General features: G+C 67.6%; 14 protein-coding genes and 1 tRNA gene. 12 read left to right on the plus strand and 3 right to left on the minus strand.

From position 1 onward, the window contains the following. Window position 1 precedes the first annotated feature (1 nt). Entirely contained in the window at window positions 2-646 is a 645-nt protein-coding gene (gacA, locus tag LMJ29_RS08120; RefSeq protein WP_229605017.1) for a response regulator transcription factor GacA, read from the minus strand. 550 nt (window positions 647-1,196) lie between these two features. On the opposite strand from gacA, the gene LMJ29_RS08125 reads away from it, so the two are divergent. After that, window positions 1,197-1,502 carry a hypothetical protein gene (locus LMJ29_RS08125; protein ID WP_229605018.1) on the plus strand — a complete coding sequence of 102 codons (306 nt, stop codon included), beginning with the start codon at window positions 1,197-1,199 and terminating at the stop codon, window positions 1,500-1,502. 157 nt (window positions 1,503-1,659) lie between these two features. Here the strand turns inward: LMJ29_RS08125 and LMJ29_RS08130 are convergent. Next, window positions 1,660-1,747 (minus strand) — tRNA-Ser (locus LMJ29_RS08130). 125 nt (window positions 1,748-1,872) lie between these two features. On the opposite strand from LMJ29_RS08130, the gene LMJ29_RS08135 reads away from it, so the two are divergent. The 8 genes from LMJ29_RS08135 to LMJ29_RS08170 all read left to right on the plus strand — a co-directional run bounded on the left by LMJ29_RS08135 (window position 1,873) and on the right by LMJ29_RS08170 (window position 8,334). Further along, on the plus strand, window positions 1,873-2,541 hold the full coding sequence (locus LMJ29_RS08135; protein WP_229605019.1) for a Bax inhibitor-1/YccA family protein: 669 nt from the start codon (window positions 1,873-1,875) through the stop codon (window positions 2,539-2,541). Window positions 2,542-2,635: 94 nt separating this feature from the next. Continuing rightward, the gene (tusD, locus tag LMJ29_RS08140) at window positions 2,636-3,028 is read left to right on the plus strand and encodes a sulfurtransferase complex subunit TusD (RefSeq protein ID WP_229605020.1); all 393 of its coding nucleotides are present in this window, start codon (window positions 2,636-2,638) and stop codon (window positions 3,026-3,028) included. A 1-nt stretch (window position 3,029) separates the two neighbouring features. Then, window positions 3,030-3,389: a sulfurtransferase complex subunit TusC gene (gene tusC / locus LMJ29_RS08145; protein ID WP_229605021.1), complete on the plus strand. Its 360-nt coding sequence runs from the start codon at window positions 3,030-3,032 to the stop codon at window positions 3,387-3,389. Then, window positions 3,389-3,688 (plus strand): sulfurtransferase complex subunit TusB, encoded by a 300-nt coding sequence (gene tusB / locus LMJ29_RS08150; protein WP_229605022.1) that lies wholly within the window; start codon window positions 3,389-3,391, stop codon window positions 3,686-3,688. The genes tusC and tusB overlap by 1 nt, the downstream gene beginning before the upstream one ends. Then, the gene (locus LMJ29_RS08155) at window positions 3,685-4,020 is read left to right on the plus strand and encodes a TusE/DsrC/DsvC family sulfur relay protein (RefSeq protein WP_229605023.1); all 336 of its coding nucleotides are present in this window, start codon (window positions 3,685-3,687) and stop codon (window positions 4,018-4,020) included. Before tusB ends, LMJ29_RS08155 begins: the two co-directional genes overlap by 4 nt. Then, a complete protein-coding gene (locus LMJ29_RS08160; RefSeq protein ID WP_229605024.1) occupies window positions 4,017-5,003 on the plus strand; it encodes a glycosyl transferase family protein in 987 nt (328 codons plus the stop codon). Before LMJ29_RS08155 ends, LMJ29_RS08160 begins: the two co-directional genes overlap by 4 nt. A 50-nt stretch (window positions 5,004-5,053) precedes the next feature. Next, window positions 5,054-7,702, plus strand: a complete 2,649-nt coding sequence (locus tag LMJ29_RS08165) for a DEAD/DEAH box helicase (protein WP_229605025.1) — start codon at window positions 5,054-5,056, stop codon at window positions 7,700-7,702. A gap of 8 nt (window positions 7,703-7,710) precedes the next feature. After that, complete coding sequence (locus tag LMJ29_RS08170) at window positions 7,711-8,334, plus strand: 2'-5' RNA ligase family protein (RefSeq protein ID WP_229605026.1); 624 nt, start codon at window positions 7,711-7,713, stop codon at window positions 8,332-8,334. A gap of 24 nt (window positions 8,335-8,358) precedes the next feature. Here the strand turns inward: LMJ29_RS08170 and speC are convergent, their stop codons facing one another. Beyond that, window positions 8,359-10,515 (minus strand): ornithine decarboxylase, encoded by a 2,157-nt coding sequence (gene speC / locus LMJ29_RS08175; protein ID WP_229605027.1) that lies wholly within the window; start codon window positions 10,513-10,515, stop codon window positions 8,359-8,361. Between the two features lie 308 nt (window positions 10,516-10,823). Between speC and LMJ29_RS08180 the strand changes: the two genes are divergently transcribed. From LMJ29_RS08180 to rbbA, 3 genes are all read left to right on the plus strand, one after another. Beyond that, window positions 10,824-11,588, plus strand: coding sequence for a YoaK family protein (locus tag LMJ29_RS08180; RefSeq protein WP_229605028.1), 765 nt, complete (start codon window positions 10,824-10,826; stop codon window positions 11,586-11,588). Window positions 11,589-11,711: 123 nt separating this feature from the next. Then, the gene (locus tag LMJ29_RS08185; protein ID WP_229605029.1) at window positions 11,712-12,785 is read left to right on the plus strand and encodes an HlyD family secretion protein; all 1,074 of its coding nucleotides are present in this window, start codon (window positions 11,712-11,714) and stop codon (window positions 12,783-12,785) included. Next, window positions 12,782-15,508, plus strand: a complete 2,727-nt coding sequence (gene rbbA, locus LMJ29_RS08190) for a ribosome-associated ATPase/putative transporter RbbA (protein ID WP_229605030.1) — start codon at window positions 12,782-12,784, stop codon at window positions 15,506-15,508. Before LMJ29_RS08185 ends, rbbA begins: the two co-directional genes overlap by 4 nt. Window position 15,509 lies beyond the last annotated feature (1 nt).

The raw sequence follows: 15,509 nt of genomic DNA on the forward strand, positions 1-15,509 counted from the left end.
CTCAGCTGTCGACGTCAACCATGCCGTGGCGCACCGCCAGCATGGCCAGCTCGACATCGCTGGTGATATCGAGCTTCTCGAAGATGCGGTAGCGGTAGGTGTTCACCGTCTTCGGCGACAGGCACAGCTTGTCGGAAATGGCCTGTACCTTCTGGCATTCGGCGATCATCAGGGCGATCTGCATCTCGCGCTCGGACAGCTGCTCGAAGGGCGAGACCTCGCCCTGCGGCTGGAACGGTTTGAGCGCCAGTTGCTGGGCGATGTCGGCGCTGATGTAGCGATGGCCGCCGAACACCTGGCGAATCGCCTTGATCATCTCCTCGAGCGCCGCGCCCTTGGTGAGGTAGCCGGATGCACCCGCCTGCAGCAGACGGGAAGGAAACGGCTCCTCGTCACAGGCGGTGACGGCGATCACCTTGATATTCGGATGGCTGCGGTTGATCTTCCGCGTGGCCTCCAGACCGCCGATGCCCGGCATCTTCACGTCCATCAGCACCAGATCGGGCTTCAGCTCGCGCACGCGCAGCAGGGCTTCCTCGCCCGAGCCCGCTTCACCCACAACACTCAGCCCGGGAACATCGGCCAGCATGCGGCGAATGCCGGTGCGCACCAGATCATGATCATCCACCACGAGCACGTTGATCACGCAATACCTCGATAACGCCAGATCGGCCCACTGAAACGGCCCACAATATTGGGTGCGACCTTAACAAATGCGCCTGTCAAAGGACAGTCGCAGTCCTGTCGCAACCCGTGCTCACGGCGTCCGCGGGCACGAATCCCGCCAGGGCGCGGACACATGAATTCAGCCCAGTTCAAACACCATCGAAGGCCAAGGCGAAGCGGGCAGAATTCCTCGATTTTGCGATGCACAACACACAATACACCCAAAATACTGGCGCCAGAAATCTAAAATCAGCCTTCCGGCACGTCACTTGATCGACCCCGGCGAGAGTCGGCCAAGGCGCGGCATGCCGCTGGCGCCCAGCCTTGGCCAGATAGGCCGCTGGGCAGGCCGGAGAAGGAACGCCAGAAGGATGGGCAGCCAGCATCGAGAGCGCCCGACGACTGGTGCAGTGCATCATGCCTGCGCGCTGCTATATTTTCGATCAATCGCAATTATGCCGGCGCACAAGACTTGGGCACACGACTTGCTTTCCAAGGATCTGAATCAAGCACGGCAGGGAGATAGCCGCATGGACGCACCACAGCTGACCGACATCGACTTCGACGCCGCGATGAACCTCGAGCAGCTCCAGGCGCTCGACTACAACGAGCGCTTCAATTTCAGCCGCCGGGTGATGCTGCTGGTGCTGGGCAAGAGCAAGGAAGAGCTGGCCGCCACGATCGAGGCGATCGGCGCCGAACCGTTTTCCGCCTGGCTCGACCATATCGAGACGCTGCAGCGCGAACTCAAGTACCTGCAAGAATTGTCCGAAACGGCCCGGAGTCGTCTCATCGTCGCCGCTCAGAAGGTGGCGGAACGCAATGAACCACGCTGAGATCCCGCCCCTCCCGCCGCGCCAGTTTCTCCTGCCCTGGTAAGGCGGGGCTCTTCATCTATATACATGCCGGCCGTAAGCGCGCGAAGTTCGCCATGAAGAGGGCGAACTCCAGAAACGACAAAGCCCCGGAAACCGGGGCTTTGCGTTGAATAGATGGCGGAAGCGCAGAGATTCGAACTCTGGGACAGTTGCCCGTCGGCGGTTTTCAAGACCGCTGCCTTAAACCACTCGGCCACACTTCCACAACGGGCGGCAATACTACCGGATAGAAACAGACTGTCAAACTCTAGTTGCCTGGCCGTCATCGCCGCTTTGCTATGCTGGCGCCTGTCCGCCAAGCACACGATTTTCCAGGAGGAATCCGCACATGCGCGAACAACCCTATGCCCTGCAGAGCACGCAGGTCGCCCAGCTCGAGACCAGCAAGGTCCTGCGCAACACCTACGCCCTGCTGGCGATGACCCTTGGCTTCAGCGGCCTGGTGGCCTTCGCCGCGCAGCAGGCGCACGTGCCGCACCCGGGCATGCTGATCACCCTGGTCGGTTTCTACGGCCTGTTCTTCCTCACCGTCAAACTGCGCAACTCCGGCTGGGGCCTGGTCAGCACCTTCGCCCTGACCGGCTTCATGGGTTACACCCTCGGCCCGATCCTCGACCGCTACCTGGGCATGGCCAACGGTGCCGACGTGATCGTCAGCGCCTTCACCATGACCGCCATCGTCTTCGGCGGTCTGTCCGCCTACGTGCTGACCACCCGCAAGGACATGAGCTTCCTGTCCGGCTTCCTCACCGTCGGCTTCTTCGTCCTGCTCGGCGCCGTACTGGCCGCCTGGCTGTTCGAAATCAGCGGCCTGCAACTGGCGATCAGCGCCGGTTTCGTGCTGTTCTCCTCGGCGGCGATCCTCTACCAGACCAGCGAGATCATCCACGGCGGCGAGAACAACTACATCATGGCGACCATCAGCCTGTACGTGTCGATCTACAACCTGTTCATCAGCCTGCTGCAGATCTTCGGCATCATGGGCAGCGACGACTGATCCCGACCGCCGCGCAGTCCCCGGAGCCCGCCAACTTTGGCGGGCTCTTTCGTTTGCGTTTATCATGGGCGGCATTGTTGCCAGGCCGCTCCAGATGAAATTCGCCCTCGCCCTGTTCGCCCCGCCCCATGCCCCCTCCAGTCGCCGCGCGCTGCGTTTCGCCGAGGCGGCGCTGGCCGGCGGCCATGAGATCGTCCGTGTGTTTTTCTATCAGGACAGCGTGCAGCTGGCTTCCTCGCTGACGGTCAGCGCACAGGACGAGCTGGACCTGCCGGCCGCCTGGCGCACCTTCGTGCAGGAACATCGGCTGGATGGCGTGGTGTGCATCGCCGCCGCCCTGCGCCGTGGGGTGCTGAACGGCGAGGAAGCGCAGCGCTACGGCCGCGCCGGGCATAACCTCGACGCGCCCTGGGAGCTGTCCGGCCTCGGCCAGTTGCACGAGGCGGCCCAGGAAGCCGACCGCCTGATCTGCTTCGGAGGCGACTGAGATGGCCAAATCGCTGCTGCTGATCTGCCGCCGTTCGCCGTGGAGCGGCCCGGGAGCCCGCGAGGCGTTGGACGTCGCCCTGGCCGGCGGCGCCTTCGATCTGCCGATCAGCCTGCTGTTTCTCGATGACGGCGTGTTCCAGCTCAAGCCCGCCCAGCAGCCGGCCGCCGTGCAGCAGAAGGACCTGACCGCCAACCTGCAGGCGCTGCCGCTGTTCGGCGTCGAGGCGCTGTACGTCGCCCGCGCCGACCTGGACAGCCGCGGCCTGAGCGCCGAACACCTCAGCCTGCCGGCGACCCCGGTGGAGGATGCCCACCTCGCCGCCCTGCTCGATCAACACGACCTGGTGATCACCCTCTGATGGCCACCCTGCACCTGCTTTCCCGCTCGCCGTTCGTCGACCTCAGCGGCGCCAGCTGCCTGCGCCTGCTCGGCGCGGGCGACGGCCTGCTGCTGACCGGCGACGCCGTCTACGCCCTGCAAGCCGATTCGCGCCCCTTCGCGGTGTTGAGCGCGCTGCCGGCCGACCGCCCGCTGTTCGCTCTCGCCGAGGACCTCGAGGCGCGCGGCATCGCCGCCCCGGACTTCGTGCAGGCCATCGACTACGCGGAGTTCGTCGAATTGACCTTGCGCTTCGAGCGGGTGAACAGCTGGCTATGAGCACCCTCAACGTGATGGGCAAGGAGATCGCCCTCGACAAGGACGGCTACCTGCTCGAACTGGACGACTGGAGCCCGGCGGTCGCCGAGGCGCTGGCCGCCCGCGAACAGATCGCGCTGGGCGAGGCGCACTGGGAGATCCTCGAACTGCTGCGGCGCTTCTACGCCGAGTTCCAGCTGTCGCCGGCCACCCGCCCGCTGATCCGCTACACCGCGCAGCAGCTCGGCCCCGAGAAGGGCAACAGCCTGCACCTCAACCAACTGTTCCACGGCACCCCTGCCAAACTGGCCGCCAAGCTGGCCGGATTGCCCAAACCGACCAATTGCATATGACGACCCCGACCCTGGTGACTCCCGCAGAACACCCCTTCGCCCAGTTCGTGCGCATCCTCGGCAAGGGCAAGCGCGGCGCGCGCAGCCTGACCCGCGAGGAGGCCCGCGAGGCCATGGGCATGCTGCTCGACGGCAAGGTCGAGGAGGTCCAGCTCGGCGCCTTCCTGATGCTGCTGCGCCATAAGGAGGAAAGCGCCGAGGAGCTGGCCGGCTTCACCGAAGCGGTGCGCGAGCGTCTCAACGCACCGCCCACCGTGGTCGACCTCGACTGGCCGACCTACGCCGGCAAGAAGCGCCACCTGCCCTGGTACCTGCTGGCCGCCAAGGCGCTGGCCGCCAGCGGCGTGCGCATCGTGCTGCATGGCGGCGGCGCGCACACCGCCGGGCGCCTGTACGCCGAACAGTTGCTGGAGAAGCTGGAGATTCCCTGCTGCGCCAGCTGGAACGAAGTGGTCAAGGCGCTGGACGACCGCCACATCGCCTTCATTCCGCTGGGCGCCTGGATGCCGCGCCTGCAGCACATGATCGACCTGCGCAACACCCTCGGCCTGCGCTCGCCGATCCACTCGCTGGCGCGCATCCTCAACCCGCTGGGCGCACGCTGCGTGCTGCAGAGCATCTTCCACCCCGGCTACCAGGCGATCCACCGCGACGCCAGCGTGCTGCTCGGCGACCACGCCATCGTCATCAAGGGCGATGGCGGCGAAATCGAGGTCAATCCCGACGTCGATACCCAGCTGTTCGGCGCCACCGCCGGCCAGGCATGGGACGAGGAATGGCCCGCGCTGTCCGCGCAGCGCCACGTCAAGCCGGCCAGCCTCGATCCGGCCCAATTGCAGGCCTTCTGGCACGGCGAAAGCGAGGATGCGTATGGCCGCCTGGCGGTGCTCGCTACCATGGCCTTGGCCCTGCGCGGCCTCGGTCTCGACCGCGAGGCCGCCTTCGCCCGCGCCGCCCAACTCTGGGAGCGCCGACTGGGATAAGCGGCCGGCGGACTGCCACGCCCGCCCCGCCTCCGCTGCGATCGACCTGCATGACCCTGTCCATCCATACGTTGCACGTCCAGGACTGGCGCCAGGCCATCGGCCCTGGCGACTACAGCCGCGGCCGCGACTACTTCATCGACAACCGCGCCCAGATCGAGAGCCTCGACGAGCAGGTGCTGCTCGCCGAGTGCCGCGGTTCCGGCCGCCAGCGCTATCGGCAGCGTATCCGCCTGATCGACCGCGGCAGCCACTGGGACATCGATGGCCGTTGCAGCTGCCCGGTCGGCTACAACTGCAAGCATGTGGTCGCCGCCCTGCTCACCCTCGAACGTCAGCAGGCTCAGGGCGTGAACGTGCCCGGCAGCAGCCCGCTGCCGCCGCCGCAGGTCATCGACCTACCCGTCCAGGCGCCGCAGCCCCGGCTGATCCTCGGCAGCCACATGCGCGTGCACTACGACGCGCGCAAGGGCCGGATGATCGAGCAGACCCAGCACCGCGCCGCGCTGTCCTTCGACTACCGCGGCCACGTCACCTTCGGCCGCGTGCCGGCCAAGGAGTGGCTGGTGCGCCTCGACGACCAGCACCTGCTGCGCATCGCCCGCCATCACGAGGCCGAGGCAGCGCTGCGCCAGCGCCTGGCCGAACTCGGCTTCGTCATCGCCCTGCGCCGCAGCGAGGCGCTGTCGGAAAGCGCCGGCGAACTCTTCGAGCTGACCGACGACGCCGCCTGGCTGCATTTCGTCCGCGAACAACTACCGAAGCTGCGCGAACAGGGTTGGCAGATCCGCATGCAGCCGGACTTCCAGTTCAACCTAGCGAGCCTCGGCGAGTGGCACGTCGGCATCAGCGAGTCCGAGGAAGGCGACTGGTTCGACCTGGAGATGGGCATCGAAGTGGATGGCGAGCGGGTCAGCCTGCTGCCGATCCTCCTGCATGCCATCCGCCACTCGCCCTGGCTGCTGACCGGGGCCGCGCTGGCCCAGCGCGGCGACGACGAGGAACTGCTGGTGCCGCTGCCGCGCAGCCACGGCGGCCGCCGCGTCGCGCTGCCGTTCGGCCGCCTCAAGCCGCTGCTGGCCAGCCTCGGCGAGCTGTACTTTCGCGAGGACGAGAGCGAGTTGGCCGGCGCCGGCGAGCGCCTGCGCCTGGGCCGCGCCGATGCCGCGCGGCTGGTCGCCCTGGACGCCCTGCCCGCCCTGCACTGGCTGGGCGGCGAGCGCCTGCGCGAGTTCGCCCGTCGCCTGCAGGAACTGCCGCAGCAGCCGGTGGCCGCCCCGGCCGGTCTGCGCGCCGAACTGCGCGACTATCAGCAGCAGAGCCTGGCCTGGCTGCAGGCGCTGCGCGAGCTGCAGGTCGGCGGCATCCTCGCCGACGACATGGGCCTGGGCAAGACGCTGCAGACCCTGGCGCACATCCTCGCCGAGAAGCAGGCCGGGCGCCTGACTCGCCCGGCGCTGATCGTCATGCCCACCAGCCTGATTCCCAACTGGCAGGACGAGGCGGCGCGCTTCGCCCCCGACCTGCGCGTGCTGGCCCTGCACGGCGCCAAGCGCAAGGGGCTGTTCGAGCAGATCGACGCCCACGACCTGGTGCTGACCACCTACGCCCTGCTGCCGCGCGACCTCAAGCAGTTCCACGGCCGCCACTGGCACCTGGTGATCCTCGACGAGGCGCAGAACATCAAGAACCCGCGCAGCCGCGCCGCCCAGGCCGCCGGCCAGCTCGACGCCGGGCAGCGCCTGTGCCTGACCGGCACGCCGCTGGAAAACCACCTGGGCGAGCTGTGGTCGCTGTTCGACTTCCTGATGCCCGGCTGGCTGGGCGACAGCAAGACGTTCACCCGCGTCTACCGCACCCCGATCGAGAAGCACGGCGATGCCCAGCGACTCGCCCACCTGGTGGCGCGGGTCAAGCCATTCCTGCTGCGCCGCACCAAGGAACAGGTGGCCCGCGAGCTGCCGCCGAAGACCGAGATCACCCAGCGCATCGAACTGAGCGATACCCAGCGCGACCGCTACGAGACGTTGCGCCTGGCCATGGACAAGAAGGTGCGCGCCGAGATCCAGCGTCTGGGGATGGGCCGCAGCCAGCTGGTGATCCTCGAGGCGTTGCTGCGCCTGCGCCAGGCCTGCTGCGACCTGCGCCTGCTCGGTGAAGAAGGCGCCGACCTGACCAGCGCCGACTCCGGCAAGCTCAGCGCGTTGCTGGAGATGCTCGAGGAGCTGATCAGCGAAGGCCGTCGCGTGCTGCTGTTCTCCCAGTTCACCAGCATGCTCGGCCTGATCGAGGCCGAGCTGAAGGCGCGCAAGATCGCCTACGCCAAGCTCACCGGCGCCACTCAGGACCGCCGTGCGCCGGTCGAGGCTTTCCAGGGCGGCAAGGTGCCGGTGTTCCTGATCAGCCTCAAGGCCGGCGGCGCCGGCCTCAACCTGACCGCCGCCGACACCGTGATCCACTTCGACCCCTGGTGGAACCCGGCCGCCGAGGCCCAGGCCAGCGACCGCGCCTATCGCATCGGCCAGGACAAGCCGGTGTTCGTCTACCGCCTGATCGCCCGCGGCAGCGTCGAGGAGAAGATCCAGCAGCTGCAGGAAAGCAAGGCGAATCTGGCGCGCAGCGTGCTGGAGGGCGGCGGCCAGGGCGACTGGACGTTGAGCGAGGCGGATCTCGACGCCCTGCTGGCGCCGCTGGCCTGAGGCCCGCCATGCCCTTCCCGGAGTCGCATAGCGTTCCCTGCGAATGGCGCGACTACCCGGAATGGCATCGCGGCCGCCTGCGCTACGCGGTGTGGGCCCTGACGGTGGACTGCCCGCGCATCCAAGCGCGCCTCGAGCGCGCCCGGACGCACCTCGGCGCCTGGCTGCACGACGACTACCGGCGCCAGGCGCACATCACCCTGTTCGTCTGCGGTTTCCCCGGCGAATCGCGGCGCTTCGACGACGACTTCCCCGCGCAACGCCTCGCTGCCCAGTGCACCACCCTGCGCGCCCTCGCAGGGGGCCCCTTCGAGCTGCAGATCGGCGGGCTGGCCAGCTTTGCCAGCGCGCCCTTCCTCGAAGTCGGCGATCCCCATGGCCGCTTGCCCGCGCTGCGCCAGGCGCTGGCTGCGCATGGCGCGGAAGTGCGCCAGGCGCCCTACCACGCCCATCTCACCGTCGGCCTGTACGCCCGCGCGGTAGCGCGCGCCGAGCTGCAGCGGCGCCTGATCGAATTCGGCGAGGACGAACCCTTGCCACTGCGCGTGAACGAACTGCACTACGTCACCTACGCCGCAACCGAGCTGTGCGGGCCACTGCGCAGCGAGCGGCGACTGATCCTGCGCGGCTAGCTCCAGCCGCCGCAAAGCGCCTCGCTACACCTTGATCACGTAGCCGTAGGCGCGCTTGCTGCCGTCGTCCTCGCGCCGCAGGTAGACACCCTGGATTTCCGGCTCGAAGCCGGGCAGCTGGTTGATCCCCTCCTCCAGGGCCAGGAAGTACTTGAGCGCCGCGCCGCCCCATACCTCGCCGGGCACCACGCAGAGTACGCCCGGCGGATAGGGCAAGGCGCCCTCGGCGGCGACGCGCCCGTCGATCTCGGCCAGCGGCACCAGCTCCACGTTGTTGCGCACCAGATGCTGGTTGGCCTCCCAGGGCGTCATGGCCTGCACCGGGAAGTGCTCCTTGCGGAACATCTGCTTCTGCAGCCGGTTCATGCCGTGGTGCTTGTAGAAGTCGTGCATCTCCTGGCACAGCCGCCGCAGCGTGTAGCCGGCGTACTTGTCGTGGGCGGCATGGATCGCCGGCAGCACCTCGGCCAGCGGACTGTCGTGGTCCAGGTGGCGCTCGAACTGGGCGAGATGGGAAACCAGGTGCTGCAGCTTGGCGAAATGATCCGAAGGGGTGAGCAGGAACAGGATCGAGTTCAGGTCGGCCTTCTCCGGCACGATGCCGTTGCTGCGCAGGTAGTGGGCGAGTACCGCGGCCGGCACGCCGAAGCTGGCGTAGTCGCCGTTGTCCGGGTTGATGCCGGGGGTGGTCAGCAGCATCTTGCACGGGTCGATGTAGTACTGGTCCCTGGCGTAGTCGGCGAAGTGGTGCCAGCTGTCCTCCGGCCTGAATTTGAAGAAGCGCAGGTCGTCGATGATCATCTCGGTCTCGTGCTCGGCCCACGCGTGGCCGTCGACCATCGCCGGAATGAACGGCCTGATGTACTTGCAGGTGCGCAGCATCAGCTTGCGCGCCTCCACGCCGTTCTTGATGCACTCGCGCCACAGGTTGCGCCCCGGCAATCCATCGTGCATCTGCGCGTTGACATCCAGCGCGGCGAACAGCGGATAGAACGGGCTGGTGGAGGCATGCATCATGTAGGCGTTGTTGAACCGCTTATGGGTGCAATAGCGCTGCTGGCCCTTGATATGGCGGTCCTTCTTGTGGATCTGCGAGGTCTGCGAGAAGCCCGCCTGCTGCTTGTGCACCGACTGGGTGACGAACAGCCCCGGATCGTTCGGCCCCAGCTCGAGCAGCAGCGGCGAGCTGTCGTGCATCATCGGGATGAACTGCTCGTAGCCGACCCAGGCCGAGTCGAACAGGATGTAGTCGCACAGGTGGCCGATGCGATCCACCACCTGGCGGGCGTCGTAGATGGTGCCGTCGTAGGTGCCGAGCTGGATCACCGCGAGACGGAACGGCCGCTCCAGCTGCGCCCGGGCCGGATCGACCTCGGCGATCGCCGCGCGGATGTACGGCTCGTCGAAGCAGTGCGAGTCGATGCCCCCGATGAAGCCGTAGGCGTTGCGCGCCGTCTCCAGGTACACCGGCCGGGCGCCGCCGAGGACCAAGGCGCCGAGGTGGATGGACTTGTGGTTGTTGCGATCGAACAGCACCAGGTCGTCCTTGGCCAGCAGCGCGCTGGTCACCACCTTGTTCGAGGTGGAGGTGCCGTTGAGCACGAAGTAGGTCTTGTCGGCGTTGTAGATGCGCGCGGCGTTCATCTGCGCATCCCGCGCCGGTCCCTCGTGGATCAAGAGGTCGCCGAGCTTGACGTCGGCATTGCACAGGTCGGCGCGGAACACGTTCTCGCCGAAGAACTCGAAGAATGCCCGTCCCAGCGGATGGCTGCGGAAGAATTGCCCGCCCTGGTGACCGGGGCAATCGAAGGCCACGTTACCGACCTTGACGTACTCCTTGAGCGCACGGAAGAACGGCGGATAGAGCTTCTGCGCGTAGTTCTCACCCGCCCGGGCGATGCGCTGGCCGTTGAAGTGGCGCTCGCCCTTGCCCACCTGCAGCGTGCCGGCGATGCGGGAAAGAATATCCTCCGGCACCGCCTCGCCCGGCCGCAGGGCGACGAACAGCGGGATCGGAAAGCCGGTGTGGCCGATGCGCACCAGCACGTCGCGCGCTTCGTCCGCCATCGCCACCACGGCCCCCACGTTGGTGAAGTCGGTAGTGGCCAGATCGATCATCTCGTAGTCGAGGATGAAGCTGTCGAACAGCGACGGCGGGCAAGCAAGCTTGAATACGGCCATGAGGATCTCCTCCGTGGGTACGCCATCAGGCAACTCTCCAGAATCTAGTTCGTAACCTGCGGTTCGCCAGCGACACCCTGTCTGCCGGGGGAGCACCAGCGTCTGTCGCCCCTTCCCCTTGATTACCGGCGCGTACGCGGAAGTCGGGGCGACTGATACTCTCAAATTGATTATGTTAATTTACGAAACAAAAATTTATCGCTCGATAAGCGGGGACCTCACCTCCTGGTGATTCGCCCCCTGCCGCGGCTCGGCCGTATAATCCGCCCGTCTATCTCGCAGCCCGGACGGAGGGAATCCCCGGAGCCATGCCGATCAAGTACGCCCGTCGCCTCACCGACCGTCGCCGCTCCCGGCAGAGCAACCGCCAGCTCGGCCTGTGCCTGGCGTTCATCGCCGGTGCGGCGAACGCCGGCGGTTTTCTCGCCGTGCAGCAGTACACCTCGCACATGACCGGCATCCTCTCCTCGGTGGCCGACCATCTGGTGCTGGGCCAGAGCGAACTGGCCCTCGGCGGCATCGGCGGGCTGCTGTCCTTCGTCTCCGGCGCCATCACCTCCACCCTGCTGATCAACTTCTCGCGCCGGCGCCGCCTGCATGGCCAGTTCGCCCTGCCGCTGCTGCTGGAGGCCGGCCTGCTGCTCTGTTTCGGCGTGCTGGGCGCGCGGCTGATGGAGATTCCCGGCTTCTTCGTGCCGCTCACCGTGATGCTGCTGTGCTTCATCATGGGTTTGCAGAACGCCATCATCACCAAGCTCTCCAACGCGGAGATCCGCACCACCCATGTCACCGGGATGATCACCGACATCGGCATCGAGCTGGGCAAGGCGCTCTACGTCAACCGCCACGAGCGCGCGGATCAGCTGCCGGTGCGCGCCAATCGCGAGCGCCTGCGTATCAACGCCCTGCTGGTCGGCTGCTTCTTCGCCGGCGGGGTTAGCGGCGCCTTCGGCTTCCAGCACTTCGGCTTTTTCTCCACCGTGCCGCTGGCGGCGCTGCTGATGACCCTGGCGCTGGTGCCGGTGTACGACGACCTGCGCCTGGGCTGGCAACTGTGGCGGCGCCGGCACTGATAGGGCCGCCGCCAACGACGCGACAGCCACGCCGAGACGCGGCGGATAGTCTGCTTGAGCGATGGGCAAGCCACGGCGGCTCTGGTAGATAGAAGGCGGCGCCCTCGCAAACGGAAGCACGAGATGAAGCAACGCAAATGGATCGGCCGCGGCCTCCTCCTCGCCGCACTCGCAGCAGGCGGCTGGCTGGTCTGGCAGGGACTGCAGCCCAAGGGCCTGGGCGAGGGCTTCGTCAGCGGCAACGGGCGCATCGAGGCCACCGAGATCGACGTGGCGACCAAGCTGGCCGGACGCATCGCCGCCATCGAGGTCGACGAGGGCGCCTTCGTGCAGCCCGGCCAGGTGCTGGCGCGCATGGACACCGCGGTGCTGCAGGCTCAGCTCAGCCAGGCCGAGGCGCAGGTGCGCCAGGCGCAGAACGCCATCCACACCGCCCACGCCCTGGTCGCCCAGCGCGAGAGCGAGAAGGCCACGGCCGAGGCGGTGGTGCTGCAGCGCCAGGCCGAGCTGACCGCCGCGCAGAAGCGTCACCAGCGCACCGAGGCGCTGGTCAAGCGCAGCGCCATGGCCCTCCAGCAACTCGACGACGACCTCGCCGCGCTGCAGAGCGCCCAGGCCGCGCTGGCCGCGGCGCGTGCCCAGGTGCTCTCCGACCAGGCCGCCATCGAGGCGGCGCGCTCGCAGGTGATCGAGGCCGAATCCGCCGTCGAGGCGGCCAAGGCCACGGTGACGCGCCTGCAGGCCGACATCGACGACAGCGCGCTGAAGACCGACCGCGTGGCCCGCGTGCAGTACCGCGTGGCGCAGCCCGGCGAGGTGCTGGGCGCCGGCGGCAAGGTGCTCAACCTGGTCGATCTGGCCGACGTCTACATGACCTTCTTCCTCCCCGAACGCCAGGCCGGTGTGGTCGCCCTCGGCAGCGAGGTGCGCGTGGTGCTGGATGCGGCGCCAGATTTCGTGATCCCGGCCAAGGTCAGCTACGTCGCCAGCGTCGCCCAGTTCACCCCCAAGACGGTGGAGACCGCCAGCGAGCGGGAGAAGATGATGTTCCGCGTCAAGGCGCGCATCGACCCCGAACTGCTGCGCAAGTACCAGGACCAGGTGAAGACCGGCCTGCCCGGCATGGCCTACCTCAAGCTCGCCCCTGACGCCTCGTGGCCCGCCCATCTACAGCTGAACGCGAACGCCGGCCAATGACCGAGGCAAGCGTCGCCCGGCTCGACAACGTCAGCCTCGTCTACGGCAAGACCCATGCCCTCGATGGCGTCGGCCTGGAAGTTCCCGCCCGGCGCATGGTCGGCCTGATCGGTCCGGACGGCGTCGGCAAGTCCAGCCTGCTGGCGCTGGTCGCCGGCGCCCGGCAGATCCAGCAGGGCAGCGTGCAGGTGCTCGGCGGCGACATGGCCGACCAGCACCACCGCCGCGCGGTCTGCCCGCGTATCGCCTACATGCCGCAGGGCCTGGGCAGGAACCTCTACCCCACCCTTACGGTTCTGGAGAACCTCGAGTTCTTCGCCCGCCTGTTCGGCCAGGCGCGCGCCGAGCGGCGCTGGCGGATCGACGAGCTGACCCGCAGCACCGGCCTGCATCCCTTCCTCGACCGCCCGGCCGGCAAGCTCTCCGGCGGCATGAAGCAGAAGCTCGGCCTGTGCTGCGCGCTGATCCACGACCCCGACCTCTTGATCCTCGACGAGCCGACCACCGGCGTCGACCCGCTGTCGCGCAACCAGTTCTGGGAGCTGATCGAGCGCATCCGCGCGGACCGCCCGCAGATGAGCGTGCTGGTGGCCACCGCCTACATGGACGAGGCGCAGCGCTTCGACCATCTGGTGGCGATGGATGCCGGGCACATATTGGCCACCGGCACGCCGGACGAGCTGCTGGCGCGCACCGCAAGCAGCAATCTGGAAGAGGCCTTTATCCGTCTGCTGCCGGAGGCCAAGCGCAGCCACCACAAGGCCCTGGAGATCCCGCCGCGCCGCGCCAGCGAGGAGGTCGCCATCGAGGCGCACGGCCTGACCATGCGATTCGGCGACTTCGTGGCGGTCGACCGGGTGAACTTTCGCATCGAACGCGGGGAGATCTTCGGCTTCCTCGGCTCCAACGGCTGCGGCAAGACCACCACCATGAAGATGCTCACCGGCCTCCTGCCGGCCAGCGCGGGCGAGGCGCTGCTGTTCGGTAAGCCGGTGGATCCGCACGACCTGCTGACCCGCCAGCGGGTCGGCTACATGTCGCAGGCCTTCTCGCTGTACAGCGAGCTGAGCGTGCTGCAGAACCTCGAGATGCACGCCCGGCTGTTCCACCTGCCCGCGCAGCGGCGCGAGATGCGCATCCGCGAGATGCTCGAGCGTTTCGAACTCGAGGACGAGGTGGACAGCCTGCCCGACCGCCTGCCCCTGGGCGTGCGCCAGCGCCTGTCGCTGGCGGTGGCGGTGATCCACCAGCCGGAAATCCTCATCCTCGACGAACCCACCTCGGGGGTCGATCCCATCGCCCGCGACGGCTTCTGGGAGCTGCTGGTGCAGCTGTCGCGCGAGGAAGGGGTGACCATCTTCATCTCCACCCACTTCATGAACGAGGCGCTGCGCTGCGACCGCATCTCGCTGATGCACGCAGGCAAGGTGCTGGACAGCGACACCCCGCAGGCGCTGATGGACAAGCGCGGCCTGCCGACCCTGGAAGCGACCTTCATCGCCTATCTGGAGGATGCCCTGGCCGAGGCCGGAGAGGAGCAGCCGGGCGCGACGGCCGCGACGCCGCCGGCCCGGGTCGCCGCCAGCCGAGAGCAACACGCCCGCTTCAGCCTGCGCCGTCTGCTCAGCTACAGCCGCCGCGAATCCATGGAGCTGCGCCGCGACCCGGTGCGCGCGCTGCTGGCGATGCTCGGCACCGTGCTGCTGATGTTCATCATGGGCTACGGGGTCAGCTTCGACGTGGAGAACCTGAGCTACGCCGTGCTCGACCGCGACCAGACCACCACCAGTCAGAGCTACCTGCTGAACATCGCCGGCTCGCGCTATTTCACCGAGAAGGCGCCGCTGACCAGCCATGCCGAGCTGGACCGGCGCCTGCGCAGCGGCGAGATCAGCCTGGCCATCGAGATTCCGCCCGGCTTCGGCCGCGACCTCAAGCGTGGCGACCACCCGCAGATCGCCTTCTGGATCGACGGCGCCATGCCGGTGCGCGCCGACACCATCCAGGGCTACGTGCAGGGCCTGCACGCCAGCTACCTGCAGGAGCTGGCCCGCGAGGCGGGGGTCGACAGCGCGCAGCCGGCCGAGGTGGCCATCCGCTACCGCTACAACCCGGACGTGCAGAGCCTGCCGGCGATGGTGCCGGCGATGATCCCGATCCTGCTGATGATGATCCCGGCGATGCTCACCGCCCTGGGCGTGGTGCGCGAGAAGGAGCTGGGCTCGATCACCAACTTCTACGTCACGCCGACCACCCGCCTGGAGTTCCTGCTCGGCAAGCAGCTGCCCTACATCGCCCTGGCCATGGTCAACTTCTTCACCATGGTGTTGCTCGCGGTGTTCCTGATGGGCATTCCGCTCAGCGGCAGCCTGCTCACCCTGAGCCTCGGCGCCCTGCTCTACGTCACCTGCTCCACCGGCCTGGGCCTGCTGATGTCGTCGATCCTGAGCAGCCAAATCGCGGCAATCTTCGGCACCGCCATCGCCACCCTGCTGCCGGCCATCCAGTTCTCCGGGCTGACCCACCCGGTGTCGGCGCTGGAGGGCGCCAGCGCCTTCATCGGCGGGCTGTACCCGACCAGCCACTTCCTGACCATCAGCCGCGGGGTGTTTTCCAAGGCGCTCGGCGCGGGCGATCTGCTGCCCTCCTTCGTGCCCCTGCTGGTGGCCATCCCCCTGCTGACCCTGGCCAGCGTCGCCGGCCTGCGCAAGCAGGAGAAATGAC

The sequence above is a fragment of the Pseudomonas oryzagri genome (assembly GCF_020831405.1).
GTDB classification, from domain to species: Bacteria; Pseudomonadota; Gammaproteobacteria; order Pseudomonadales; family Pseudomonadaceae; genus Geopseudomonas; species Geopseudomonas oryzagri.

Bases quoted from the DNA above. Each gene is read 5' to 3' on its own strand.
- LMJ29_RS08125 (WP_229605018.1), top strand. From the start codon at position 1,197: ATGGACGCACCACAGCTGACCGACATCGACTTCGACGCCGCGATGAAC.
- LMJ29_RS08135 (WP_229605019.1), top strand. From the start codon at position 1,873: ATGCGCGAACAACCCTATGCCCTGCAGAGCACGCAGGTCGCCCAGCTC.
- tusD (WP_229605020.1), top strand. From the start codon at position 2,636: ATGAAATTCGCCCTCGCCCTGTTCGCCCCGCCCCATGCCCCCTCCAGT.
- tusC (WP_229605021.1), top strand. From the start codon at position 3,030: ATGGCCAAATCGCTGCTGCTGATCTGCCGCCGTTCGCCGTGGAGCGGC.
- tusB (WP_229605022.1), top strand. From the start codon at position 3,389: ATGGCCACCCTGCACCTGCTTTCCCGCTCGCCGTTCGTCGACCTCAGC.
- LMJ29_RS08155 (WP_229605023.1), top strand. From the start codon at position 3,685: ATGAGCACCCTCAACGTGATGGGCAAGGAGATCGCCCTCGACAAGGAC.
- LMJ29_RS08160 (WP_229605024.1), top strand. From the start codon at position 4,017: ATGACGACCCCGACCCTGGTGACTCCCGCAGAACACCCCTTCGCCCAG.
- LMJ29_RS08165 (WP_229605025.1), top strand. From the start codon at position 5,054: ATGACCCTGTCCATCCATACGTTGCACGTCCAGGACTGGCGCCAGGCC.
- LMJ29_RS08170 (WP_229605026.1), top strand. From the start codon at position 7,711: ATGCCCTTCCCGGAGTCGCATAGCGTTCCCTGCGAATGGCGCGACTAC.
- speC (WP_229605027.1), bottom strand. From the start codon at position 10,515: ATGGCCGTATTCAAGCTTGCTTGCCCGCCGTCGCTGTTCGACAGCTTC.
- LMJ29_RS08180 (WP_229605028.1), top strand. From the start codon at position 10,824: ATGCCGATCAAGTACGCCCGTCGCCTCACCGACCGTCGCCGCTCCCGG.
- LMJ29_RS08185 (WP_229605029.1), top strand. From the start codon at position 11,712: ATGAAGCAACGCAAATGGATCGGCCGCGGCCTCCTCCTCGCCGCACTC.
- rbbA (WP_229605030.1), top strand. From the start codon at position 12,782: ATGACCGAGGCAAGCGTCGCCCGGCTCGACAACGTCAGCCTCGTCTAC.